At 34.7% G+C, this 24,031-nt stretch carries 26 protein-coding genes, 3 tRNA genes and 1 other RNA gene; 3 read left to right on the top strand and 27 right to left on the bottom strand.

Features of this window, described 5'->3' with window-relative positions; genetic code table 11:
- Positions 1-3: 3 nt before the first annotated feature.
- From LSO06_RS03705 to LSO06_RS03655, 11 genes are all read right to left on the bottom strand, one after another.
- A complete protein-coding gene (locus LSO06_RS03705; protein WP_231760701.1) occupies positions 4-1,053 on the bottom strand; it encodes a rod shape-determining protein in 1,050 nt (349 codons plus the stop codon).
- A gap of 10 nt (positions 1,054-1,063) precedes the next feature.
- Positions 1,064-2,029, bottom strand: coding sequence for a tetratricopeptide repeat protein (locus LSO06_RS03700; RefSeq protein ID WP_231760700.1), 966 nt, complete (start codon positions 2,027-2,029; stop codon positions 1,064-1,066).
- A gap of 16 nt (positions 2,030-2,045) precedes the next feature.
- An RNA gene (gene rnpB / locus LSO06_RS03695) (RNase P RNA component class A) lies at positions 2,046-2,387 on the bottom strand.
- Between the two features lie 13 nt (positions 2,388-2,400).
- Complete coding sequence (locus LSO06_RS03690) at positions 2,401-3,159, bottom strand: zinc ribbon domain-containing protein (protein WP_231760699.1); 759 nt, start codon at positions 3,157-3,159, stop codon at positions 2,401-2,403.
- 10 nt (positions 3,160-3,169) lie between these two features.
- The gene (rpoD, locus tag LSO06_RS03685; protein ID WP_231760698.1) at positions 3,170-5,056 is read right to left on the bottom strand and encodes an RNA polymerase sigma factor RpoD; all 1,887 of its coding nucleotides are present in this window, start codon (positions 5,054-5,056) and stop codon (positions 3,170-3,172) included.
- Positions 5,049-6,821 (bottom strand): DNA primase, encoded by a 1,773-nt coding sequence (gene dnaG / locus LSO06_RS03680; RefSeq protein ID WP_231760697.1) that lies wholly within the window; start codon positions 6,819-6,821, stop codon positions 5,049-5,051. Before dnaG ends, rpoD begins: the two co-directional genes overlap by 8 nt.
- 5 nt (positions 6,822-6,826) lie before the next feature.
- Entirely contained in the window at positions 6,827-7,858 is a 1,032-nt protein-coding gene (gene mltG / locus LSO06_RS03675; protein ID WP_231760696.1) for an endolytic transglycosylase MltG, read from the bottom strand.
- A gap of 166 nt (positions 7,859-8,024) precedes the next feature.
- Positions 8,025-8,106, bottom strand: a tRNA-Tyr gene (locus LSO06_RS03670).
- Positions 8,107-8,108: 2 nt separating this feature from the next.
- A tRNA-Thr gene (locus tag LSO06_RS03665) sits at positions 8,109-8,182 on the bottom strand.
- Positions 8,183-8,251: 69 nt separating this feature from the next.
- Positions 8,252-8,575 carry a hypothetical protein gene (locus LSO06_RS03660; protein ID WP_231760695.1) on the bottom strand — a complete coding sequence of 108 codons (324 nt, stop codon included), beginning with the start codon at positions 8,573-8,575 and terminating at the stop codon, positions 8,252-8,254.
- Positions 8,576-8,581: 6 nt separating this feature from the next.
- Positions 8,582-10,357 (bottom strand): DUF5312 domain-containing protein, encoded by a 1,776-nt coding sequence (locus tag LSO06_RS03655; RefSeq protein WP_231760694.1) that lies wholly within the window; start codon positions 10,355-10,357, stop codon positions 8,582-8,584.
- Between the two features lie 118 nt (positions 10,358-10,475).
- Between LSO06_RS03655 and LSO06_RS03650 the strand changes: the two genes are divergently transcribed.
- Positions 10,476-11,708, top strand: a complete 1,233-nt coding sequence (locus tag LSO06_RS03650) for a CCA tRNA nucleotidyltransferase (RefSeq protein ID WP_231760693.1) — start codon at positions 10,476-10,478, stop codon at positions 11,706-11,708.
- Here LSO06_RS03650 and rnc read toward each other — a convergent pair.
- The 15 genes from rnc to LSO06_RS03575 all read right to left on the bottom strand — a co-directional run bounded on the left by rnc (position 11,680) and on the right by LSO06_RS03575 (position 22,238).
- Positions 11,680-12,396: a ribonuclease III gene (rnc, locus tag LSO06_RS03645; RefSeq protein WP_231760692.1), complete on the bottom strand. Its 717-nt coding sequence runs from the start codon at positions 12,394-12,396 to the stop codon at positions 11,680-11,682. The genes LSO06_RS03650 and rnc overlap by 29 nt on opposite strands.
- Positions 12,397-12,416: 20 nt before the next feature.
- A complete protein-coding gene (gene acpP / locus LSO06_RS03640; RefSeq protein WP_231760691.1) occupies positions 12,417-12,659 on the bottom strand; it encodes an acyl carrier protein in 243 nt (80 codons plus the stop codon).
- Positions 12,660-12,681: 22 nt separating this feature from the next.
- Positions 12,682-12,864: a 50S ribosomal protein L32 gene (rpmF, locus tag LSO06_RS03635; RefSeq protein WP_231760690.1), complete on the bottom strand. Its 183-nt coding sequence runs from the start codon at positions 12,862-12,864 to the stop codon at positions 12,682-12,684.
- 50 nt (positions 12,865-12,914) lie between these two features.
- Positions 12,915-13,412: a pantetheine-phosphate adenylyltransferase gene (coaD, locus tag LSO06_RS03630; protein ID WP_231760689.1), complete on the bottom strand. Its 498-nt coding sequence runs from the start codon at positions 13,410-13,412 to the stop codon at positions 12,915-12,917.
- A gap of 2 nt (positions 13,413-13,414) precedes the next feature.
- Positions 13,415-13,954, bottom strand: a complete 540-nt coding sequence (locus tag LSO06_RS03625) for a hypothetical protein (RefSeq protein WP_231760688.1) — start codon at positions 13,952-13,954, stop codon at positions 13,415-13,417.
- Between the two features lie 115 nt (positions 13,955-14,069).
- Complete coding sequence (rplS, locus tag LSO06_RS03620) at positions 14,070-14,453, bottom strand: 50S ribosomal protein L19 (RefSeq protein WP_231760893.1); 384 nt, start codon at positions 14,451-14,453, stop codon at positions 14,070-14,072.
- A complete protein-coding gene (gene trmD, locus LSO06_RS03615) occupies positions 14,431-15,150 on the bottom strand; it encodes a tRNA (guanosine(37)-N1)-methyltransferase TrmD (protein WP_231760687.1) in 720 nt (239 codons plus the stop codon). The genes rplS and trmD overlap by 23 nt, the downstream gene beginning before the upstream one ends.
- Positions 15,147-15,647: a ribosome maturation factor RimM gene (gene rimM, locus LSO06_RS03610; protein WP_231760686.1), complete on the bottom strand. Its 501-nt coding sequence runs from the start codon at positions 15,645-15,647 to the stop codon at positions 15,147-15,149. The genes trmD and rimM overlap by 4 nt, the downstream gene beginning before the upstream one ends.
- Before the next feature lie 3 nt (positions 15,648-15,650).
- The gene (locus tag LSO06_RS03605; RefSeq protein ID WP_120104466.1) at positions 15,651-15,899 is read right to left on the bottom strand and encodes a KH domain-containing protein; all 249 of its coding nucleotides are present in this window, start codon (positions 15,897-15,899) and stop codon (positions 15,651-15,653) included.
- Between the two features lie 9 nt (positions 15,900-15,908).
- The gene (gene rpsP / locus LSO06_RS03600; protein ID WP_231760685.1) at positions 15,909-16,160 is read right to left on the bottom strand and encodes a 30S ribosomal protein S16; all 252 of its coding nucleotides are present in this window, start codon (positions 16,158-16,160) and stop codon (positions 15,909-15,911) included.
- The gene (ffh, locus tag LSO06_RS03595; RefSeq protein WP_231760684.1) at positions 16,157-17,506 is read right to left on the bottom strand and encodes a signal recognition particle protein; all 1,350 of its coding nucleotides are present in this window, start codon (positions 17,504-17,506) and stop codon (positions 16,157-16,159) included. The genes rpsP and ffh overlap by 4 nt, the downstream gene beginning before the upstream one ends.
- A 58-nt stretch (positions 17,507-17,564) precedes the next feature.
- On the bottom strand, positions 17,565-18,773 hold the full coding sequence (gene badR / locus LSO06_RS03590; protein WP_231760683.1) for a host adaptation transcriptional regulator BadR: 1,209 nt from the start codon (positions 18,771-18,773) through the stop codon (positions 17,565-17,567).
- A gap of 336 nt (positions 18,774-19,109) precedes the next feature.
- Complete coding sequence (locus tag LSO06_RS03585; protein ID WP_231760682.1) at positions 19,110-19,418, bottom strand: DUF898 domain-containing protein; 309 nt, start codon at positions 19,416-19,418, stop codon at positions 19,110-19,112.
- 79 nt (positions 19,419-19,497) lie between these two features.
- Positions 19,498-21,507 carry an elongation factor G gene (fusA, locus tag LSO06_RS03580; RefSeq protein WP_231760681.1) on the bottom strand — a complete coding sequence of 670 codons (2,010 nt, stop codon included), beginning with the start codon at positions 21,505-21,507 and terminating at the stop codon, positions 19,498-19,500.
- A 152-nt stretch (positions 21,508-21,659) separates the two neighbouring features.
- Positions 21,660-22,238: a Dps family protein gene (locus tag LSO06_RS03575; protein ID WP_231760680.1), complete on the bottom strand. Its 579-nt coding sequence runs from the start codon at positions 22,236-22,238 to the stop codon at positions 21,660-21,662.
- A 69-nt stretch (positions 22,239-22,307) separates the two neighbouring features.
- On the opposite strand from LSO06_RS03575, the gene LSO06_RS03570 reads away from it, so the two are divergent.
- Complete coding sequence (locus tag LSO06_RS03570) at positions 22,308-22,760, top strand: CAP domain-containing protein (protein ID WP_231760679.1); 453 nt, start codon at positions 22,308-22,310, stop codon at positions 22,758-22,760.
- A gap of 42 nt (positions 22,761-22,802) precedes the next feature.
- Positions 22,803-22,876: transfer RNA gene (locus LSO06_RS03565), tRNA-Val, on the top strand.
- Between the two features lie 258 nt (positions 22,877-23,134).
- Here the strand turns inward: LSO06_RS03565 and mvk are convergent.
- Positions 23,135-24,028: a mevalonate kinase gene (gene mvk, locus LSO06_RS03560; RefSeq protein ID WP_231760678.1), complete on the bottom strand. Its 894-nt coding sequence runs from the start codon at positions 24,026-24,028 to the stop codon at positions 23,135-23,137.
- Between the last annotated feature and the right edge of the window lie 3 nt (positions 24,029-24,031).

Raw genomic sequence — 24,031 nt, 5'->3', positions numbered from 1 at the left:
AATTTATTCATTAATAAAACTATATATATTCTTACTAATATCTATCCTATTAGCATAATCATAAAATAAGCCAGCCCCAACAGCTACAGAAAGAAGAGGGTTATCTGCAACATAAACCGGAACCCCTGTTTCTTTCGATAAAAGTCTATTAAGTCCCTTAAGAAGGGCCCCACCTCCTGTTAATATAATCCCACGTTCAACAATGTCTGTAGCAAGCTCTGGAGGAGTAGCTCCAAGCGTCCTCTTAACCTCGTCAACAACAGTACTAATAGGCTCCCTTAAAGATTCCCTTACTTCCATGGAATCAACAATTTGCTTCCTGGGAAGTCCCGTAACAGCATCTGTTCCCTTAATGTCTATTGTCTCAACCTTCAAATTGTGCGTATCTGGATAAACATTGCCTATCTTAATCTTTAACCTTTCTGCCGTCTGCTGCCCAATAATGATGTTATGAGCATTTCTCATATACTTTATTATACTCTCGTCAAACTCATCCCCACCAGTTCTAATAGCCCTACTTACAACCATACCACCAAGGGAAATAACAGATATCTCAGTGGTTCCCCCCCCAATATCACATACCATATGACCTGTTGGTTCAAAAATAGGAATATCAGACCCAATTGCAGCAGCCAAAGATTCCTCAATAACCTTAACCTCACGAGCACCAGCATTCATCGCACTTTCCTTAACAGCTCTCCTTTCAACCTCAGTAATGCAAGTAGGAACGCCTATCACCATTCTAGGCTTGAAAAACAATTTTTTCCGAGAGAAAATATAATTTATGAAATACTTGATCATTTTTTCTGTATTTTCAATGTCGGCAATAACACCATCTCGAAGAGGCCTCACCGCTTTAATATTCTCTGGAGTTTTCCAAAGCATCTTCTTCGCATTTCGCCCAACAGCAACGACCCTATTTCCCTTAGTAACATCAATAGCTACAACTGAAGGCTCACTCATAACCACACCATAATCCTTGATGTAGACCAAAGTGTTACACGTACCAAGATCAATGCCAATGTCTATCAAAAAAGACTTAAATAAATTCAAATCAAGCCCCCTAAAAATCTTCTAAGCTAATCCCAAGCCTTTCCCTTGCTTCCTCTAAATAAGGATTAATGCTTAACGCCTCTCTCCAGTATTTTCGGGCCTTAGGGTAATCTTTATCTCTCTTTCTATATATGTCTCCTATTCTAACATAAACATTAGGATTTAAACTATTAATTTTCAAGACTTTATCATAACAACTAAAGGCATACCCATAATCACCCTGATCTAGATATATATCTCCATATAGTAAATACACCTTCTGCATTAAATTATCATCGCTCTTTGAACTACTAAATGATTCATTTTCTTCTTCTATAAACTTATTTATATATTCAATACTCCTATCAATATCCCCTACCTTATAATTAATATACGCTAAACTCCAAAGAACAAGATCTGACTTATTTTCCCTATAAGCTTTCATGAAAAAAGTTAAACTGGATTTATAGTCCCTTAATAGTTGATAGGAATATCCCAAATATTCAAAAATATCTTCCTTTATACTCATAAAATCAAAATTATTCGAATGTAGGGCTTTATTTAAATACTTAACAGAGAGGTCACTGTAGTACTCCCCCTTATGAGAATAAGCTTTACCTAAAATATAATAAAGCGAACTCATAGGGATATCATCGTTGATTGCCATTAAAAACCTTAGTCGTTCTATTGAATTATCCAAAAAATGGGTTTTCAAAGAACTGTCGTTCAGCATTAAGGAGTAATAAAAATAAGAGAATCCAAGGAGTAAATTTAAATTAAAATCAAATTTGTTTGTCTTAAGGCCACTCTCAGCGTAATCTATTATTTCCTTATATTCTTTATTCTCCCAAAGAACAAGCAAATTTACTTCAGTAGGCCCGGCTTTTAAATAAGAATTGGAAAACGCCTTAAAATAAGACAGAACATGAAAAATAAAGAAAAAAAGCAACAGAACAACAAACAAGTAAAAAGCATGCCTTATGTACCTTATACCCATAAAACCCTCTATAAAAATTAAGTTAATACCCATAAGCCGAGTTCTGTATTACGTCATCATCTATCTTGTCTTTCCATCACTGGAAAAATCATGCAATCCACCCGCAAGTTCCCAAGAGCAAGAAAAACTTGCATACTTGATTTTGCTCCTAATGAGGTTTGTCTTGACCTTATTTATCACTAAATAAGCGGTGAGCTCTTACCTCACCTTTTCACCCTTACCCTAAGGCGGTAATTTTCTGTGACACTTTCTTAAGTCTAGGACCCCTAGGCATTACCTAGCATTACGCTCTTATCGGAGCTCGGACTTTCCTCCTAAAATACTTCAAAGTAAATTAAGCGATGACTGGATATTAACTTAATGCTAAATTCTTATTCAACAAGATCCGCCAAACTCCCAGGAATCATTCCTAAACCAACTTCAAATCCTTCCTGATAATAAAGTATTCTACTACAATAAGGGCAAAACTTAACCTCATCAGGCTCACGTCTTACCTTATTTGCGAACTCAACAGGAAGTATCATATTACACCCCTTACAAACATTTTCAACCAAAGGCACAACTCCATTGGATTTATTTCTAATAATCCTCTGAAATTTAAACAAAAAATCCTCATCCATACGAAAAGCATATTTCCCCTCCTCATTTGTAATATCAAGAAGCTTTTGTTTAATACCTAAAAGCTCATCCTCAAGCTCAGCACTCTCAGCAGCATAAATACTCTGCTCCCCCTCAAGCTTACCCTTTAATTCTGTTATTTCTCTATCCACCCTTGTCTTAAGGCCAGTAATATGTGTCATTTTCTTCCTAATAGCAACTTCATCATCAATAATAGTCTGCAACTCTTTCTCAAGAGCCTCGTATTCTCTTTGCGTTTTAATACTATCTATTTTTTCTTCTGCTTTAGTTTTTCTCACATTAATGTCTTGAATACCCAATTTCAAAGAAGAATCTTCTTTTTGACACTCTTTAAACTTAACCTGTAACCCATCAAGCACCTCAATAAGCTCATCAATTTGAGATTTCTTAACTTGCAAATATTTAGGAATACTTTTTTGTCTCTCCTCAAGTTCAAACCTAGTCTTATAGATGCCTTCAAGGTTTTTCAATATATCAATGTTACTTTCCACAAACCCCCCATTAATTTAAATCTTCTAAATAATCTTTAAGCTTCTGAGTCTTCTTAGGATTCTTAAGTCTCCTTAAAGCCTTAGATTCAATCTGCCTAATCCTTTCCCTTGTAACATTAAAATGAAGCCCAACTTCTTCAAGGGTTAAAGAATAACCATCTTCAAGACCAAACCTCATCTTAACGACCTCCTGTTCTCGCTCTGGAAGTGTGCCAAGAATTGATCTTATTTGATCTTGCAAAACTACAAAAGAGGTATGCTTTGCTGGGTTTTTTATTGCCTTGTCCTCAATAAAATCACTAAGAACAGAGTCTTCCTCTTCCCCAATTGGAGTTTCAAGTGATACAGGCTCCCTTGAAACATTCTTAACAGTCTTAACCTTCTTCAGTTCCCAACCAAGTCTACCTGCAAGCTCTTCATCGGTTGGATCCTTGCCCAAAACCTGCACCAAATATCTTGTCTCTCTATTTAATCTATTTATTTGCTCAATCATATGCACAGGAACACGTATAGTGCGAGCCTGATCCGAGATCGACCTTGTTATCGCTTGCCTAATCCACCATGTAGCATAAGTAGAAAATTTAAATCCTCTCTTATATTCAAATTTTTCAACAGCTTTAATTAAACCAATATTACCCTCCTGAACAAGATCAAAAAAATGAAGTCCCCTATTAGCATACTTCTTAGCAATACTCACAACCAGTCTCAAATTAGCCTTAATTAATTGATCTTTAGCATGTTGCATCATCTGTTTACCCTTAATAATCTCTTCCGACATCCTTATTATTCTGTCTATTGGGTACTCATAGTACATCTCAATTCTTTCAAGCTCCTTTTGTGTAAGTTGAGCTTCTGTAATTTGTTCCTTAATAAGATCTTCTCGCATATTTAAAAATTTTTCTATCCTCTCTCGCTTTTCAGGTATCGCTAAATCCCTACCAAGATCCCTAAGATTCCTAATCTTGTACACCTTTAATCGATCCAATATGGACTTCTGCTGTCTCTTTAAATCCCTTATCTTACTAGCAGAGTCAATATAATCATCTGAAAAAATTCTTAATTCATCCTGACATAAAGGAACAGATTTAAGCATTTCTTTTACATCAAGCCTTTCCTTATTAATACTTTCTTCAAAAATATCCTCCCCAAGCTCATATAATTTATGCTTATTTTCAATATAACTTACTAATCGCTCCTGAAACGGTTTTAATGCGGCCTTATAGAAAGATGTAATTCTTTTTTTTTTGTTATAGTAGTCCGCATTGTTATCCTTTTCTCTTTCCTTCTCCCTTTTAAAAAATTCTTCCCTATCTCCTCTTGAATAAATAGCGTTAACCAAATTATAATAATTCTCTATAACAAGCCCTTCACTCTTAAGAATGTTTTCAATGATAGACTCTCCAGAGTCCATTTGCTTTGCAAGTTCAACTTCCTGATTTCCGGTTAATAAAAATTCCTTTCCTATTTCTTTCAAATAAAGTCTTATTGGATCTTCAGTATTGCTATCTTTTAATAATCCGCTCTTAATACACGCTGAAAAATCTTCCTTTTCCAAGATATCATCGTCAAACTCTTCTAACTTATCATCAACCTCATCGTCACCATCACTTAAGCCCATAAACTGACTGTCAATCTTACTTACTTCTTCTAATTCAGAACCATCCATACCAGCATTTACAGACTCTACTCCTTTACCAATCAAGTTTATTCCCTCATCTTCAAGTATTCCACAAATAAAATCAATGTTCTCAGGCTCCAACATATCCCCTGAGAGCAAAGTAGATAAATCCGAAAACGCAACCTCTTTCCTGTCCCTTAAATATTCCAATATCGACTTTATTACTTTTGAATTCTTTTTCCTAAAACACTGCAATTCTTTACTTTCCATACTATCCATTTAAATATACCCTCAAACTCTCTCTTTGCATATTTAAAAACATTAATTCCCTTATTTGAGTCCTAGCATCCACTAAAGAATTATTCTCGGTTATCTCCTTAAAAGCCAAAACACGATCTTCCAATTTCCTTTTCTTAATTGCAAATAAAATTTGCATAACCATCTCATCATCTACCTCAAATTCTACCCTCAACATGTCTTCAAAAAAAACTTCACTAACACCATACCTATCTCTTAAAAACTCTTTCAAATTAAGCAATGAAAAAATCTCACTATTGTCAAATAAGTCTTCAAAGCACAAAAAAACCCTCCTTACATCAACGTCATGTAAGTCACCATCATTAATATTACGCCTTATTATATTAAAATAACTAAAGTCTTTCAACAAGGCGACCACTAAATATCTCTCATATGTATTTGGTTGATAAGAAGATGAGTTTCTCCTAGAATTTTCAATTGCATTTCTTTCTCTAACATTATAGTAATCTTGCCTTAAGGTTTCCAATCTAATACCAACCCTACCTTCTAGTTTTTCTAAAAGAATATCTCTTTGTGCATTAGTACCCGATAAGCTTATTAACTTAACAAAAATACCAATCATAGTATTCAAACTCGAAGTTTTACTTAAGTCATATTTAGCAGAATATCTTTCCAAAAGATATTCAAACGCATCACACTCACTACCAACCAAATCCCCAAGACAGGATACCCCTCTACTCTTTAAAACATCTGCAGGGTCAAATCCACACTCCATCTTAATCACATTTACATCAATATCAAAAGGCAAACAAATTTGATATGCCTTAAAAGTAGCTAGAAGCCCAGCATCATCGCCATCAAAACATATTGTTATTTTATCCGCATGTCTTCTAATCAAAGCAAGATGCTCCCTTGAAAAGGATGTGCCAAGTGTAGACACCGCAATCCTTACGCCAGCTGTAAAAAAAGAAAGAACATCCATATATCCTTCAGTCAATATTACTGACTTATTTTCCTTAATGACAGAAAACCCTTCATAAAACCCATAAAGCAACTCCCTCTTCTTAAAAAGATCTGTCTCGCTCAAATTAATATATTTGGGGCCACTTCCCACACCCAAACTTCGACCCCCAAATCCCACTACATTTCCCTTAAAATCCTTTATTGGGAAAATCAACCTACCAGATAAAATTGAAAAATTTTGTCTCTTTCTTGAAAATAAGCCACTCTTACTTAATGCTTCAGCAGAATATCCTTTTGAAATTAAAAAATTATAAAAACTAAAGCCCCCCGCCACATCACATCGCAAATACCCAATACTGAACTCATTAACAACTTCATCTGATATATTTCTCTCTTTAAGAATGTAATCCAAAGCTTCCTTATTATTACAAAAAGAAGACAAAAAAAATCTAACCAATTTAGCATTCAAGCTGTATATTCGCGAAACTATTTCTCTGTTTCCAACTCCACCCTTAAATCCAGTAGGTCTCTTAACGTCTTCATACAGGACCCCCATTCTACTACATAAAAACTTGACAGCGCTATCATAACTGAATTTTTCAATATCCATCAAAAATTTTATGACATCCCCGCCTTTTTTACATCCGAAACAATAAAAAAACCCTTGAGAAGGATTCACAAAAAAAGAAGCTGTCTTCTCAGCATGAAAGGGACAAAGCCCCTTGTAAGATGAACCTGATTTAACCAACCTAACACGCTCACCTATAAAATCAACAATATCTACTCTGCTCCTAATTAAATCTATAACTTTAGCATGTTCCATATTCTTCAACCCTTAGTAATAAAATTGTAAATATAACTATTTGCAGATAAAAGATGATCACTATAATCTGAGGAAAATTTATGGGCCCCTGTCTTGGGATTTTTTAAAACAAAAAATAAATAATTTGTACTATCCGGCAAAAAGGCTGCCCGCAAAGCAACAGAACCAGCATTAGAAATCGGAGTTGGAGGATAACCCTTATTGATATAAGTATTATAAGGGGACTTAATCTCTAAGTCTGAGAAATAGATCCTCCTAGGATGAGGTTTCTTCAATTCTTCAGTAACAATATACTCTATCGTAGCACAAGACTGCAACGCCATATTAGATTTTATCCTGTTATAGAAAACAGATGCCATTGCTGCCGCTTCGCTCTTAATCCTATACTCTCTCTCCACAATAGAAGCAACGGTTACTTTGTTATAAAGATCTTCACTAGAATAAGATTTATAATCTATCCCCATAGAAATAAGCCTGCTAAAAAAATTACCAACAAATATCCGAATTATTTCTTTCATATCCATATCTGCATAGAAGTTGTAAGTATCTGGAAATAAAAACCCTTCAAGAGAATGATAATCAAGCCCAAGGCCACTAATAAACTTAGAATTATTTACCAAATCAATAAAACCCTGAACATCATCAATAATACCAAATTTACTAAGTCTTAAAGCTATCCTTCTTGTTGTATAACCTTCCGGTATAGTAACGCTAATGTCAAGAACAGGGCTTCCTCTCAAGAGCTCTTTGTAAACATCAAAAGTTGAAAAACTCCCATCGATTGAATATTTACCTTCTCTAAAATTTTTATCACTACCAAAAATATAGGAAATAGCTATCAAAAGTTCCTCAGATCTAATAAAGCCTTGCTTTTTAAGCTCTCTAGCTATCTTCTTAACCCCCCACCCTTTCTGGACTTCAAACTCACATAACAACCCAGATTCAAAAGGAGAAGAATTTAAAAAATACAAGAAAAACAATAATACGAATAAGAGTACTGCGGCAAAAACAAAAGAGGGAATAAAAATCTTCTTCATAAAAATAGAATCTCTCCAAAAGAGAGTAACACTCTGCAAGCCCCCCCCCGCCTAAAATTCCGAAAACATCCCCGAAACAACACCAACCGGCCCGCTACGTTAAAACGACCACCAAAACCCTAAAGATAACAACACAAGCAAACCCCAAACCAACAAGACCCTCTACTGGGGAGGGTGGGATTCGAACCCACGTAGGCAATGCCAACAGATTTACAGTCTGCCCCGGTTAACCGCTTCGGTACCGCCCCAAAGCCGACTGTCGGATTCGAACCGACGACCTGCGGTTTACAAGACCGCTGCTCTGGCCAGCTGAGCTAAGTCGGCACAGCACTAACCGCTAGTCTATAATAAATGAAGGATATTAGTCAAGCACAAACTTTAAAAATCAACAACCTAAAAGCCAACAGAAAGAAAACCTTTTATAAAAAAAGCGATAAAACAAACCAGAAAACTGGAAACCAAAATTATGTAATACTTAATCTTTCTCTTCATAAGCAAATAAAAAAACATTAACCTAGTGGCCTCTAGCCCAAAAGAAAAAGAGCTTAATACAATCGCAAAATCAAGAGAAAATTGCTGAAAAGAATACATAAAAGTATTATAGGCACCCGCTAAAAACATAAATAAACTGAGCAAGGAGTTGAGAAATAATATTATTACCAACCCCTTAATAAAAACTGACAATAATCTGAATTTATTTACCCTAAAAGACTTCATAATAACCTATAAATTCTTAAGCACAAAAAGAGTCTGATCTATGAGCGATATCACATTACTGATAACACAAGCTAAGCTAATTTTTTCATTATCTCCTGTAGATAACTTATAGGAAACATTTAAAGCACTTTGTATAAAAGCATTATTATTCTCCAAGAGAACAAAATATTTTCTCCTAAGATCAGCAAAACAATCTGCAAAATTGAGCACCAACTTTTCAATAAAACAATTCTCATTCAAACACCATTCCAAAATCTTATCCCTACAAGGATAGTCATTACTCTCTTGAATACATCTTTCGTATTCCTCATTTTTGTCATTAATCTTGAAACAAAAGTCATAAACCTCCTTCCTTAAAGCATTAACACTTTTTTCAAGAGCAACATAAGTATTTCTTATCTCAATATTAGTTACAAGCACCACATTGTTTACAGCTTTTAACACTTCCATCATTCTTACATCATAAACAGTCCTAAAAAACTCGTTAAGAAAGTAAAGCTTCTTAAGATTAGAATACCCAATTTCAAGGCCTGTGAAAATAATACTATTTAGATCCGTAATTACGCTGTAGTTCTTAATTAAATTCTTAATTTCTTTATTAGCAAGCAGTTTTACATCCGTATCATGATTTCTAACAATCTGCCCACTAACATTTAAGAACAAAATATTTTCATAAAAACCTCTCAGATCTAAAGACGTACCACATCGCCTAGGTTGTAAAACTGGATTTTTATAATAAAGTCTAAAAATCTCCAAATAGGGCAATGTCTTTACCAAACTAATAATCTTTAACATAATGTTTAAAACATTTTTATATATTATGTCAAGCTTCGAAAATCCCTCCTCCAAAAACCCTTCCTCATTAAAAATTTCAGCTTCATTGGAGCCTATTACTAGAAAATAACTCCTAACAATAATCTTCAAAATTTCCTCATTTACCTCAATAAATCCTACCGTATGCAAAAGGTCAAAAAAACAATTAAAATACTTATCAACACTCTCAAAACTAGCACTACCTAACCCACTAAATTTGACAATATCTAGAGTTGCATCATCCAAAAATTCTATATTGAAGAAAGAGAAAAAAGATTTGTAAGGGAAAAACGCAACACTATTTAGCACATAAAAAAACTCAAATATATCTTCTACTGTTTTGTACGTTTGCAAGGGTATTGAGTTAAGATAAACACTAATTTTCGTTTTAAGATCCTCCTCTAAATCATTCAGACTATTACCTTTTTTTAGATATCCCTCGTATTCCTCTTCACTTAAAAAGTCTTCAATTTTGTGCTTAAAATCAGGAATTTTACTATTAATAACTTCAAACATCGCCTGCTCAACAACATTTTTATCATCTAAAATCTTAAAAAACTTTTTAAGTTTCACAGAATAGTAATAGAACTCAAAAAACATTTCTACAAACCCTATGTGCAGAACCCCTTTTTTAAAGTCTATTACAGGTTTTTTGTAATTTTTATTAATATTATTTTCTAAGTTTTTCAGAAAATAATTTTTGTAGATATCTCCCCTAGAAATATCCCTTTGGAAAAAAGTTAAAATATATACCCATGCCCTTACTAAAAGAGACTCCTTAACTAAATGATCTGATAGAAAATTTTCAATTTGCGACTCAGATTCTGAATCCAAACGATCAGCTTCATCCACAGACAATCCAGAAGAATTTAAGCTTAGATTTTTCTTAATCTCTTTTATCAACCTCATCTTTGTTTCTTTTGAAAGCTTTTCAATAGAATCATGTATGCTAATCTCAATCTTGCTCATAAAACCTCATGTATAAAAATTAAATCAAAATCTAATAAATACTTCTTGTAAATTTCAGGATAAATTAAAATTATGTCTGGTTTTCTAAAAGCAGTATTTCAGTATGGTACACTTTGGTATGCATTTAGGCCCTAATAGCAGAGACATAATAAGAATTGGTAAAATCTTTCACGACAACAACTATGAATTTTTCCTAGTAGGAGGAGCCTTAAGAGATTTACTTCTTAAAAAGACACCTTGTGATTTTGACTTTACAACTAATGCAACCCCAGAAGAGATAATGAAACTATTTCCAAATAATATACAAACCGGTATCAAGCATGGAACAATAAGCATTATTTTTAATAAAAAAATTTTTGAAGTTACCACCTATAGAATAGACAAAGAATATGAAAATAAAAGATTTCCCAGAGAAATAGAATTCACAAAAAACCTAAAAGAAGACTTAAAAAGAAGAGATTTTACAATAAACTCAATTGCAATGAACATACTAAATCATAGAATAATAGATCATTACAATGGACGAGGGGATCTTAACAAAAAAATAATCAAATGCATAGGCAATGCCAACAAAAGGTTTGAAGAAGATGCTCTTAGGATATTAAGAGCATCAAGATTTGCATCTGTTCTTGATTTTACAATAGATAAACAAACATCAATATCTATGAAATACAAAAAGGAAAATATTTTATCCTTATCAAAGGAAAGAATAAATAACGAATTTATTAAACTTTTAGAAGGAAAAAACCCAATAAAGGGAATTAATTACCTGCAAAAGGTAAATTTTTTTACCTACTTCTTCAATATGGAAATAAATAAAAAGTTAAAAAACAAAATTGCTCTTTTGGATAAAAAAAAATTTTATCTAAAAGCAATTGTTGTACTTACAATCAAAAAAGATATCTTTCCTTTAAAGGAAACTTTAAGATTGCTTAAATTTTCAAACAAGGATATAAAGTTAATCCTATTCTACAAATACAGTTTTAATAAACTTCACGCCCTCCAAATCAAAACACTAGCAGATATTAGAACACTGTTAAGCAAGATCACCAAAGAGAGCTACAAAGAAATATTTGATATATACAAAGCTATTAGAGGGAAAGATCATAAACTTAAACTCATATTAAACAAAATGAAAAGCAAAAAATTAATAAATAACCCGCTATCTTTTAAAGAATTGGCAATAAATGGCTGGGACATTAAAAAACTTAACATAATGGAAGATAAAAAAATCGGAAAAATCCTAGCCAATCTACTAAACAAGGTATTAAAAAATCCTAAATTAAATAAAAAAGAAATTCTAATAGAACACGTAAAAAAAATTAAAGATCAATACTATCAACATTCTTAAGTGCCATCTCCGCGGCTCTCATCTCAGCTTCCTTTTTTGATTTTCCTCTACCATTTGATATAAACTTGTCATCGACATAGAGTTCCACGCAAAAAACCTTATTATGGTCCGGGCCTATCTCCTTGGCTAATTTATAACTTGGTGAAATTTTATATTTCTTTTGAACATATTCCTGAAGAAGACTCTTGTAGTCTTTAAAATCCCCGCGATTAAACATCAGCCTTATATGAACATCAAAAAGCTCTATCACAAAAACCGAAGCTTTTAAAAATCCACCATCAAGATAAAGAGCGCCAACAAAAGCTTCAATAGCATCAGCAAGAATGCCCTTCTTATTGCGCCCATCATTACTCTCCTCTCCCCTACCAAGCAAAAGATAACTTCCAAGATCAAGCTCTCTTGCAATACTGGAAAGAGAATCCTCACTAACAATATAAGACCTAGCCTTACTGAGCTCCCCTTCACTCTTGTCAGGATACAATCTATACAAATAATCTGTAATAATAAGATTGAGAACAGAATCTCCTAAAAACTCCAACCTCTCGTTATTGATGGACTTCTGGTCTAATTCATTAGCATACGACGAATGACTCAGAGCCGTATTCAACAGACCGAAATCACCAAAACCAATATGTAAACTCATCAGAAATTTATCTAACTGCTCCTTCCGCCCCTCCTCAAAATTCATCTTAACAGAACCCCTTTATATCAATCTTTCCTCTTCTCAATAAAGGTAACGACATCGCCTACCGTCTCAAATTCACTAGCTTCATTTTCTGGAATCTTATCATCAAATGCTTCTTCCAATAAATACAAAAGTTCATAAATATCAAGACTATCTGCACCAAGATCTTCAACAAACCTGGACTCCATGGTAACCTCGTCTTCCCTCTTATCAAGCTGTTCAGATATAATAGATCTGATCTTTTTAAAAATTTCACTTTGTTCCATAAATGTATAACCCTCGCCCTGACTACAAGCCCAACTCTAAGTACTGCTTATTTCTGTAATAACCACACTTCGAGCAAAGCCTATGCCTCACCCCAAGGCTACCACAGTTTGAACATTCTTGCAGCTGTGGCACTTTTTTTCTCATATTTATACTACGCCTCGTCCTACTCCTGGACTTCGAAGGCTTAAACTTAGGAACAGCCATTTCCTTGTCTCCTTACAAACAACAAAGTCATCCTAATAATATATATATTATCAAGACAATTTGTCAATAAACTTAGATTTTAACTTATTCTGTACTAATTCGGGAACAAAACCCCTAAGATCAAAATTCTTATTCTTCATTAATTCTTTAACAAAATCCGACCTTACAAATAAATACTTTGCACTACTTGGTAAAAAAACTGTATCCACTGCAGAACTAAGTTCACTATTGACAACATACCTCTCAAATTCACACTCAAAATCATGAAAAGCTCTCATACCTCTCACAATAAAGCCAACGTTATGCCTTAAAGCATAATCAACAACTAATCCATCGTGTCTATCCACAGACACCCTTGCAAGAGATAAAGACCTTATAACCTCACAGGCAATCTCATATCTCTCAACATCGCTCAGAAAATAACTCTTACTACTATTTTTAGCAACAAGAACAATAACCTTATCAAAAATAGAAGATGCCCGCTTGACTAAATCAATATGTCCCCAAGTAATAGGGTCAAATGAACCAGGAAAAACTGCTATCCTCATAATCAATAAAATCTAAATCCCCTATTTATGCCCTCAAGAATTTTCTTTCTCCAAACAGGACGTCCTTCCGAGTTCTCAAAATCAATTTCTCTAATTATTTTAAAAGATAAATTATTACCCCTAGTAAGCCTGTTTACAACAAAAAATTTACCAATTCCCCTGTACACCAAATCTTCATCCTTTAAAAGATTATTATCCAGCCTTGCCTTATTAACAGCACAATCAAAATGTATAGGCTTATCTTCATTATCAAGCTTCAAAGACATGCAAGAAGCAATGTCTTTAATTTGCTTTCCACACACAGGACAAATCCTTCTATCAACTATCCTTGGACCCAACTCTTTCCCGCATTCCTTTGGTTTACTAACCTTATGTCCTCCCACCCTGTTAAGACGATGAGGACTGGCAGACTTACAACCGGAAGCAAAAGAACCATCTCTTTGTTTCTTAAAATCAGACCCCGCCTTCCTCCTCTTCCAGTAAGGAACTCCACTAGTCTTCTGAGCATCAACTCCATTTCCCTTGCCTTGTTCAGATCTCAATCATTATCTCCTAAACCATAACAGTAAAATAAACACCCATCTTCATTACTTAAACGCCCCAATCCTCTAAAGCCTTCAACATACCCCATCCTCAAAACTAACCGTATCTAATTTACTAATTTTGAAAGGTGCTCGTATTATTCGTACTCTTAACACGAATACGTTCCTTAACCTTCATAGCAGCCTTACCAATTCTACCCCTCATATAATAAAGCTTAGCTCTCCTTACCTCTCCCCGCTTTAAAACTTGAACCTTATCCAAAACAGGAGAATGCATTGGAAACACCTTCTCAACCCCAATTCCCGCAGAAATCTTTCTAACTAAAAAAGTTTGCCCAATGCCTTTATTTTGAATAGAAATTACAAGCCCCTCAAAATTTTGTGCTCTCTCACTGCTTCCTTCAATAACCCTATAACTAACACGCACAGTATCCCCTACCCTAAAGTCAAAAACTTCTGTTCTCTTTCCCCTAGCTTCAATCTGCTCTATTAAGCCCATCATCTTCTCCCTTAATTTCTAAATACTTAAGGTACAAATCATACCGATTCTTCCTCGTTCTCTCAACAGCTTTTTCAAACCTCCACTTCCTCACTTCCCCATGATGTCCCGAAAGGAGCACATCAGGCACCCTAAGCCCCCTAAATTCACAAGGCCTAGTGTAATGAGGATACTCAAGCAAACCACACCTACCGCTAAAAGATTCCTCAAGTAAGGACTCTGGTTTTATCACGCCATCCAATAATCTATATATACTATCTATTAAAACAAGAGCAGCGACTTCGCCTGAAGAAAGCACATAATCTCCAACTGAAATCTCAAGATCAACATACAAATCAACCACACGCTGATCAAGACCCTCGTACCTTCCACAGATTATAACAAGTTCCCTTTCTCTTGACAAGTCATAAGCTAATTTCTGGTCATACCTTACTCCAGAAGGAGTCAAGAATATTGTAGTTTTTTCTTTTGAATTCACATAATCAAGCGCATCTGATACAGGCTGAGCCTTTAAAATCATCCCCGCCCCACCGCCATAAGAGACATCATCACATCTTCTATGTTTATCGTTAGAAAAATCACGAATAGAAACAAGCTCGTAGCTTACAATACCCCTATCCACAACCTTTTTCATTATTGAATTCTCAAAAAATGGAGCAATTATAGATGGAAACAAAGAAAGGATAGTAATCCTCATCTTAAAAGCTCTAACATTTTAAGCTCAATAGTCCGCAACTCCGTATCAATTTCACCAAGATAAACCTCTAAAAAGGGGATAAAAAATAATCTATCCCCAACTTTAACTTCAAGAAGAACACAATTCCCGCACTCTAAAAAAGAAACAACAACTCCCAACCTCTCCCCATTGTCAACAATGGAATAACCAATCAAATCTCTAAAATAATACTCACCCTCTTCCAACTGAGTCGCAAGCTCACCACTTACCCACAATTCAAAACCAACCAAATCCCTAATACTCTCAGGAGAATTAAATTCCTCAAACTTTAATAACAACACACCATTAACCAAGGATACGTCTTCAACCTTAACCTCTACTGAAGAACAAAATTCCTTCCTCAAAACCAGCTTATTTCCCTTTAATCCTAAAAATCCCTCAAAATTATTGGACACGCTCCTAACCTTAGCATACCCATTAACCCCATAAGACGACATCACTACGCCTTTTACAAACATAAATTAGTCCAAAATTTCTAACTGAACTCTCCTATTCGTCTTTGCAGCGCAAGCACTAAGCAATGTCCTAATAGCTCTTGCAATGCGGCCCCTCCTTCCTATTATTTTTCCAACATCACTTGTAGAAACTCTCAACTCCAAAATAGTTGACTTCTCCCCCTCAACCACATTCAACTTAACCTCATCCCGTTTATCCACAAGAGATTTCACCACAAATTCGATAAGTTCTATTTCATTACCGTACTCTTTCATTAAGCCCTCCTAACTCTCCGCCTTAAATCTATTTTTATTCAAAAGCCTCTTCACTGTATCACTTGGAATAGCCCCCTTACTTACCCAATCTTCAAATCTATCCTCGTTTATTTTAACCTGGTCTTGCTTCTCAACAGGATGATAGTACCCAAGCTCTTCAATAGATCGTCCATCCCTGGGCGACGCAGAATCCATCACCACAATTCGATAATAAGGCCTTTTTTTTGCTCCCATCCTTTTCAATCTTATCCTAACACTCAATTTATCATTCCTCCTTTTCCTCCCAAAAGAGATGCTATCTTATTTTGAAAGCTTTTATTTTTCATTTTTTTCATCGCCAACATTGTCTGACTAAATTTTTTAATAAGCTTGTTTACCTCAAAAATTGTTGTTCCGCTCCCCAAGGCGATTCTCCTCTTTCTCGAAGGATTATTTAAAAAAACAGGATTCAACCTCTCTTTCCTGGTCATAGAATAAATAATCGCCTCATCTCTTTTAAGCTCCCTTTCATTAACCCTAGAGCTCAACATTTCGGAAGAAACGCTCGGAAGCATTCCCATCAAACTGGAAATACCACCCATATCTCGCATGTATTTAAATTGATTTAAATAGTCTTCAAAATTAAACCCATCCTTTCTAATCTTTTCTTCAAGTTTTAAAGCTTCTTCCTTGTCTATAACAGTTTGAGCTTTCTCAACAAGACTAACAACATCTCCCATGCCAAGAATTCGCGAAGCAACTCTATCTGGATAAAAAATATCAATATCTTCCGGCTTTTCTCCAACACCCACAAATTTAATAGGGATCCCACAGATAGTTTTAATCGACATAACTGCCCCACCCCTAGCATCAGAGTCAAACTTCGTAAAAATTACACCCGTAATCCCAACCCTATCATTAAATTCCTTGGCAATATTTGCAGCAACCTGACCCGTCATAGCATCTGCCACCAACATCGTTTCCACAGGAAGTAGAATCTCTTTAATTTCTTTTATCTCTCTTAACAATAACTCCTCAACCTCAAGACGCCCTCTAGTATCTACTACAACAGTGTCGAAAAGTTCCGCTTTAGCATACTTAACAGCTTCTCTAACAACCCCAACAGGGTCTGCTTCACCCTCAAGTGCAAAAACAGAAACACCAATTTGATTACCCAAGATCCTTAACTGACTAATTGCGGCAGCCCTAAAAGTATCCCCAGCAACAAGAAGGACCTTCCTACCCTCTCTTTTAAGGCGCATAGCAAGTTTTACACAAGTCGTAGTCTTTCCAGACCCCTGAAGCCCAACCATCAAAATATAAGACTGCTTGTTAACAGGGTTTAAAACAAGCCCAGCGTGCCTATCACCTAAAAAACTTACGAGCTTGTCGTTGACAATCTTAATAAAATAAGATCCAGGATCGACCCCCCTTAAAACCTTAACCCCCCTAGCCTCCTCCACAACAGCATTAACAAAACGCCTCACAACTCTCAAATTAACATCAGCATCGACTAAAGCATCCTTAATGATGCACACTGCCTCTTCAATATTCTTCTCACTTATTACAGACTTTCCAGAGATACACGCTACAAAATTCCTAAAACCCGCCTCTAGCTCACCAAACACCAAAAACTATCCTCACTCGTAAAATATTACAGAGTATACAATACAAAAAAAGAAAACATTAATCAATATCTCCTCCCGTTAAATAAAACTTATTAAAAATAACACTAGATGCGGGTCCTATAACGGACACTTCCGTGTCAAGAGAACTAAGCTTTAGCACAATACTCTCTTTATTTAACTTCTTTATCTCCTCTTTTAATAAATCAAAAAAACTCTTAAGCTTAAAACTTTGCCCATAAAGCACCAAATAATTAAAGTCAAGAATTCTTTGTATATTAATTATAACTATTGCTAAGCACTTTATTGTATCCTCCATTATTTTTCTCACAAATCCATATTTTTCATGAAGAGAAAAAATATCATATATGGTAACCTTCTTAAGTCTACCTTCATACTTGTCATAAAGCTCAGGAATCTCCCCATTCATAAACTCCTTCGATATTAAACGCTGGAGAGCAAAATTGGATATTAGCATATTAACACACCCCTTATTTCCACAAGTAGGACAATTTTTCTCACCTCCATAATCAATAACCATGTGACTAACCATGCCAGATTTATTGTTAAATCCAGAATAAACATTACCCTCAGACCAAATGGAAAGCTCGGCAGTATCTGTGTAATCAAAAAACATGATATTATCCACATTCTTACCCATAAATTCAGCAAGAGAAAGATTTTTAACATAGCTCTCAAGATATACAGTAAGTGAAAAATATTCCTCCAGTATAGCCTTAACAGGAACATCTCTCTCAACCCATGCTCCATGGCTATCATTAACAATCCCAGATTCCTTATCCTTAATTATTCCAGTAATACTAAATCCTAATCCTATAAACTTATCCCTTGAAAAATTATGCTTCCATATAATCTCGATCATGTGATCCTTAATTTTTTCCAAAATTTCATAAGCACTAACTGGAGGTTCAAAAGAATAAATCTCACTTATTAAAACCTCACATTTAAGATTCGCAATTCCTATTTGAAAATAATTACTCGAGATAATTACTCCCATTGAATATGCAAAATCTTTATTGATATCAAGAAGTATCTCTTTCCGACCATGTTTCTTAATATCCGTTTCCTTTGACCCAACTTCAACTAAAATATTTTCCTTAATCATCTGATTAGTAAGAATTGTAACAGCAGCATTAGTTAATGATAATCTACGGGCTAAATCTGTTCTTGAATATTGCATATTCTTCAAGCTAAGGAGTATTTTTTTCCTATTCCCACCTCTGATTGAAACCATGTTCTCACCTTGCATAACATAACCTCCCTTATTTTTAAAATAAAAAAATATTAATAATAAGACATGATATCAAAAAACCACCCCAATATTCTAGTAGAACCTAAAAGACAAAAAATCTCTTTTTTAAAGAACAAAATTATATTCTAATCAACCATTAACACGACGGCAAAACACATTAACGCCAAAGCCAACAAACTCAAACACAAAGTCTTAGCGCTCCAAGAAATAGAGAGCAGATACACAGAACAAGCATGCACCTCGCACATCGATTTCGGCACGCAGAACACACCTTAAACAATAAAACCTAAAACTAAAACCGGAAAATTAAACCTACATTTTTGCCATTCAAAATTAATCTGCAAAACGTGTATGCTCAACTTTCCATTTTTCAACCTTAACCCCTATCCACAAAGCATAAATTCCAAGAGTAATAACGCAAAAAACCCACCAAGTAATCCAATGCCCCAAAAGATTCGCACCATCTCCTTCAAACTTTAAACGACGACCTTCAACAACAGTATGATCAACATGAAACTTGCACACCATGCAATAAGCCCAAGGAAAACAAAATCCAAAGGTAAAACAAGTCATAACGGCTGCACCCACATATACACAAATTGACTCGTAAACGCCCCCATCAAAATATGATTTACTTGACATACTAAAACGCTCCTTAATTGATTATTTTTAATAAAAAATAAAATGTTTACACTAATAGATACAACATTTTCAACAATAATCAATCCCACTTCTCCCTAAAGTAAGAAAATTCCATAGTAAAGGTTCCCCTTCCCTTAGTAGAGCTTCTGAGAGTAGAAGTATACCCAAAAAGTTTTTCAAAAGCTGCCTCGGCCTTTATTACCTCACAATCCTCAACACTATTAATGGACTGAATAATCCCACCAACATAATTTAACGTAGAAACCACCTCTCCTGTATATTCAACGGGAATTCTAATTTCCAGAGTCATTATCGGCTCTAGCTTAACAGGACTAGCTTTTTTAAAAAGTTCATGAAATGCAAGCCCTGATATTGATTCAATAGCAAATTCACTAATCTTACCTTTATCATAAGTTAATGAAGTAATCTTAACCCCCGTATCTATAATGGGATACCCAATAACGCCACTTAAGAAGGAGGATGTAATCCCTTTAATTATTGCAGCTCTAGGCAAAGGCTCAACATCACATTCAAAATCAATCTTATTGCCCACGCCCCTATCTAGAGGAGCAATAATCATGCCAATTTTTAAATTCAGCTCCTTACCTGCAAAAATATTACTAAATTCAAACACATCATCAACGCTTAAACTCAAACTTTCCCTATAACTTACCTGGGGTTTTCCCGTATAAACATTGAGTTTAAATTCATCCCTAATTCTTGTAATAATGATATCGAGATGTAGCTCACCCATGCCAGAAATAAGTAATTGCCCTGTTTCCTTACTCTCACTGTAGCTAAAAGTGGGATCCTCCCTAGCTATTATTTCAAGAACTTCTTTAAGCCTAGAATCATCAGATGTCCTTTCTGGTTCAATAGATATCAATACAACTGGCTCTGGAAATATTAGAGGCTCAAGCAAAATTTCATTCCCTTTCTCTACAAGGGTATCTCCCGTTACAGAATGTTTAAGTCCAATAACTGCTCCAATATCTCCTGCCCTAACCTCATTAATCTGCTCGTTTTTATTTGAAAAAACCCTAAAAATTCTTGTAAACCTTTCAACCTTATTCTTAACAACGTTAATAACATTTTTCGAAGAATTAATTTCTCCTGAATACACCCTAATAAAATAAAGATGTGAAGCAATTGCACTAAAATACTGAACTTTAAAGACAAGTGCCGATAACCTTTCCTCATGGCTAGGATCAATTAGTATATCTTTCTCTTCCTTTATAGAATATGCATTAAAACTTTTCTCAAAAGGACTTGGAAGATAGTCCACAACAGCATCCATTAAAGGCTCTATTCCAATATTTCTAAGACTAGTTCCCATGAAAACAGGAATAACGGCACCACTAATAGTATTCCTTCTAATCTCTTCTACTATAACAGATTCGTCAATCTCACAATTTTCAAGAAAAAGTTCAGTAATCCTCTCACTAAAATTACCAAGAGAATCTATTAACCTTTCTTTAAAAATTCTAACATCTTCTGTAAGCTCTTCGCGTACCTTGCTCTCGACTACAAAAGGCTTGCCTTCTTCAAACTCAAAACGCAATTCCCTATTTCGAATGATATCTACTATTCCTTCAAAATTATTTTCACTCCCAACTGGAATCTGCAAAACTATCGGGACAATATTAAACTTATTTTTTATATCCTCAACGACTTTTAAAAAATCAGCACCTACTCTATCCATTTTATTAATATAAGCAAGTCTTGGAATGCCATATTTTGACGCTTGCTTCCACACTGTTTCCGTTTGTGCCTGCACCCCATCAACAGCACTAAAGATAACAATCCCTCCATCAAGAACACGAAGAGATCTCTCTACCTCAGCCGTAAAATCAACATGCCCAGGAGTATCAATAATATTTATCTGATGCTCCCGCCAATAACAAGTAATAGCAGCAGAGCTAATCGTAATACCCCTATCTTGCTCTTGTGCCATCCAGTCAGTAATGGTATTTCCAGAATCAACATTTCCTATTTTATGAGTTTTTCCAGTGTAATATATTATCCTTTCCGTGGTAGTAGTTTTCCCAGCATCAATATGTGCCATAATCCCAATATTCCTAATTTCCATAACGTCCTCAAACACAAGATTAAAGCTATAGACTTACTATAGCTTTATATAAATCAAATACAATCGTATTATTAATCAACACACATAAAATAATTTTTTTAAACTTACCTCCGCATCATACCACAAGATTAACGCCTATCGCAAGGTTAATACTACTCTTCACAGGCTTTACCTTCACAGCACTTCTCTTCACAGGTTTTACCTTCACAACACTTCTCTTTACAGCATTTCTCTTTACAGCATGAACATTCGCAATGACCCATCAAAGATCTATACATCCATAAATATTTCTCAAGCGAGACCATAATATCATCTAAAACATTAGCCGTTCCATAATCAGATGCATCTTCTACAATACCTCTTGTCTCAAAGATATTTTTAAGAATGATACCAAGGTCACGAACAATCCCACTTACTGAGAGAGAAAAACTTGAAGTTGACTCCATACTAAGCTCTTTAACAAAAGAATTTTTCGAAAATTCAGAATATCTAAACTCAGATTCATAACCCAACGCTCTAGATCTCTCAGCTAAAACATCAATAACCTCTGAAATATATTCATAAAGTTTTTGTGTTCTTTTATGAATCACAAAAAAATTAACACTCTTTATATTCCAATGAATGCCTCTTAAATTAGAATAGAAAACATGAAATCCTGACAACAACTCTTGAAGCTTTAGATTTATCTTATCTGAGTGGTCTTTTTTTAAATAATCTAAATGATTTAACATACTGTCCCCCTATTAAGATCAATTAGATATATGGTATGATAGTATCATTTTATTATAGGTAGGATAATTATGCAAAGGAAAATTATTTCTATCATTTTAATTCTTACAGCTCAATTTATACCCTTAAGCGCAGATCAAACCCTAAAATTTTTATACTCCTCAATTTATCAATTAAGAGATGGTCTTAATCTGAAAAAATTAAAAATAGACAATACTCTTGAAATGGTTGCAAAAGAATATGCAACCTCCCTTAGTAAACATAATGTACTAACTCACACTCTTTTTGGTACAACTCCAATGCAAAGAGTTAAAAAATACGACAAATATTTTTGTAGAATAAAAGAAATCCTAGCAACGGGTATGGGTGTTAAAGATATAATGGACGCTTGGCTTGAAAGCCCACACCACAAAGAAGCTCTTTTAAATAAAGATACAAGTAGAATGGGTGGTCACATTGTAAGAACACAGAATAACCGAAATATATTCATAATCATCTTTGGAGAAAAATTTCAAACAAATTGACAGGAATAAATCTTATCCTATATAATGTCTACTAGTATAAAAGGGTTCATAGCTCAGTTGGTCAGAGCGCCTGCCTTACAAGCAGGATGTCGGGGGTTCGACTCCCTCTGGACCCAGTTTTTGGATTGGGTTCTTGTGTTTTGCTTTATCCGTTTAGCTTGTGCCTTCGTGCTTATGTTACCGTGCTTTCTGTGGATGGATGCTGTAGAAATCCCAAGGAGTCTATGTGCCTTGTTTCGTTATAAAAGAGGATTTTTTGGGATGAGTGTCTCGGATTTTACCTAAGAATTCAGCCAAGACCGGATCTTGTTTGTAAGTTATGCCTGACAGTGAGTGCAGGGACGTCTGTGTCTGGTCTGTCTTTAAGAAGAGGTCTAGACCTTGAAAACCCTGAGCTTTAAAAGCAGGTTAATGTTGTTTTTCTTTAAGTCCTCGTCCAGCCTTTCCAGGGCTATCATGGCATCATGTTCGTCTTTGAAAGCCAAAATAAAAGCTCCACCTCGACCAGCCCCACTTAATTTACCAGCAAGGGCTTTAAATTCTTTCCCTTTTTTGATTATGTAATCAAGAGTACCCGAGGATAAATTTAAAGAATTTAAACAACTATTTGCAAGATCTATATTATCTACCAGTGAAGAAAAATCTCGCTTACAAAAAGCAGAATAAGAACTCTTAGTAATGGATCCTAATTCTTCAATAATCTCAAATAATTTGTTATTAAGGGATATTCTATGATTTAAATTAGATATTATTTTACTCGTTTCAATCTCCCTTCTTACTGCTCCTATTAAGAAATAAAAATTACAAGACTCCATTTTTTGAGCAAGCAAAACATCGCCCTTATTTTCTAAATAAAAAATTCCATTCAAATCGATTAGTAAAATATCCATGCCAGAAGATCTGCCGTGAAAAATATTTTCAATTTCACGTGCCAGCGAAACCTTATCGAACTTCTCATACTCGTTATGCGTCACAATATACTCTGCAAAGCACAAACTAAGACTAGCAGAAGACCCAAGACCTATTCCAACTGGAATCTCTGAAAATATTAAAAATTCAATGGGTCTAACTTTACTAAATCTATTTCTAATAAAATGCACCACCTGATCTATTTTTAAGGAAGTAACTCCCAAATACTTCCAAGAAATAGAAAAGGCGTATACTAAATGCATATAAAGAGGGATTGTTGCACCAATAACTGGAAACCCATAAATAGCACTATGCTCTCCTAGGAATAATATCTTAGAAGGTTTTTTTATTACAAACATCCA

The organism is Borrelia sp. RT5S (genome assembly GCF_021165755.1).
Lineage (GTDB): Bacteria > Spirochaetota > Spirochaetia > Borreliales > Borreliaceae > Borrelia.
The sequence above is the reverse complement of the archived record's forward strand: the minus strand, read 5'-3'. Positions and strand labels throughout refer to the sequence as shown.

Bases quoted from the DNA above. Each gene is read 5' to 3' on its own strand.
- LSO06_RS03700 (WP_231760700.1), bottom strand. From the start codon at position 2,029: ATGGGTATAAGGTACATAAGGCATGCTTTTTACTTGTTTGTTGTTCTG.
- rpoD (WP_231760698.1), bottom strand. From the start codon at position 5,056: ATGGATAGTATGGAAAGTAAAGAATTGCAGTGTTTTAGGAAAAAGAAT.
- dnaG (WP_231760697.1), bottom strand. From the start codon at position 6,821: ATGGAACATGCTAAAGTTATAGATTTAATTAGGAGCAGAGTAGATATT.
- mltG (WP_231760696.1), bottom strand. From the start codon at position 7,858: ATGAAGAAGATTTTTATTCCCTCTTTTGTTTTTGCCGCAGTACTCTTA.
- LSO06_RS03660 (WP_231760695.1), bottom strand. From the start codon at position 8,575: ATGAAGTCTTTTAGGGTAAATAAATTCAGATTATTGTCAGTTTTTATT.
- LSO06_RS03655 (WP_231760694.1), bottom strand. From the start codon at position 10,357: ATGAGCAAGATTGAGATTAGCATACATGATTCTATTGAAAAGCTTTCA.
- LSO06_RS03650 (WP_231760693.1), top strand. From the start codon at position 10,476: ATGCATTTAGGCCCTAATAGCAGAGACATAATAAGAATTGGTAAAATC.
- rnc (WP_231760692.1), bottom strand. From the start codon at position 12,396: ATGAATTTTGAGGAGGGGCGGAAGGAGCAGTTAGATAAATTTCTGATG.
- acpP (WP_231760691.1), bottom strand. From the start codon at position 12,659: ATGGAACAAAGTGAAATTTTTAAAAAGATCAGATCTATTATATCTGAA.
- rpmF (WP_231760690.1), bottom strand. From the start codon at position 12,864: ATGGCTGTTCCTAAGTTTAAGCCTTCGAAGTCCAGGAGTAGGACGAGG.
- coaD (WP_231760689.1), bottom strand. From the start codon at position 13,412: ATGAGGATAGCAGTTTTTCCTGGTTCATTTGACCCTATTACTTGGGGA.
- rplS (WP_231760893.1), bottom strand. From the start codon at position 14,453: ATGGGCTTAATAGAGCAGATTGAAGCTAGGGGAAAGAGAACAGAAGTT.
- trmD (WP_231760687.1), bottom strand. From the start codon at position 15,150: ATGAGGATTACTATCCTTTCTTTGTTTCCATCTATAATTGCTCCATTT.
- rimM (WP_231760686.1), bottom strand. From the start codon at position 15,647: ATGTTTGTAAAAGGCGTAGTGATGTCGTCTTATGGGGTTAATGGGTAT.
- LSO06_RS03605 (WP_120104466.1), bottom strand. From the start codon at position 15,899: ATGAAAGAGTACGGTAATGAAATAGAACTTATCGAATTTGTGGTGAAA.
- badR (WP_231760683.1), bottom strand. From the start codon at position 18,773: ATGCAAGGTGAGAACATGGTTTCAATCAGAGGTGGGAATAGGAAAAAA.
- LSO06_RS03585 (WP_231760682.1), bottom strand. From the start codon at position 19,418: ATGTCAAGTAAATCATATTTTGATGGGGGCGTTTACGAGTCAATTTGT.
- fusA (WP_231760681.1), bottom strand. From the start codon at position 21,507: ATGGAAATTAGGAATATTGGGATTATGGCACATATTGATGCTGGGAAA.
- LSO06_RS03575 (WP_231760680.1), bottom strand. From the start codon at position 22,238: ATGTTAAATCATTTAGATTATTTAAAAAAAGACCACTCAGATAAGATA.
- LSO06_RS03570 (WP_231760679.1), top strand. From the start codon at position 22,308: ATGCAAAGGAAAATTATTTCTATCATTTTAATTCTTACAGCTCAATTT.
- mvk (WP_231760678.1), bottom strand. From the start codon at position 24,028: ATGTTTGTAATAAAAAAACCTTCTAAGATATTATTCCTAGGAGAGCAT.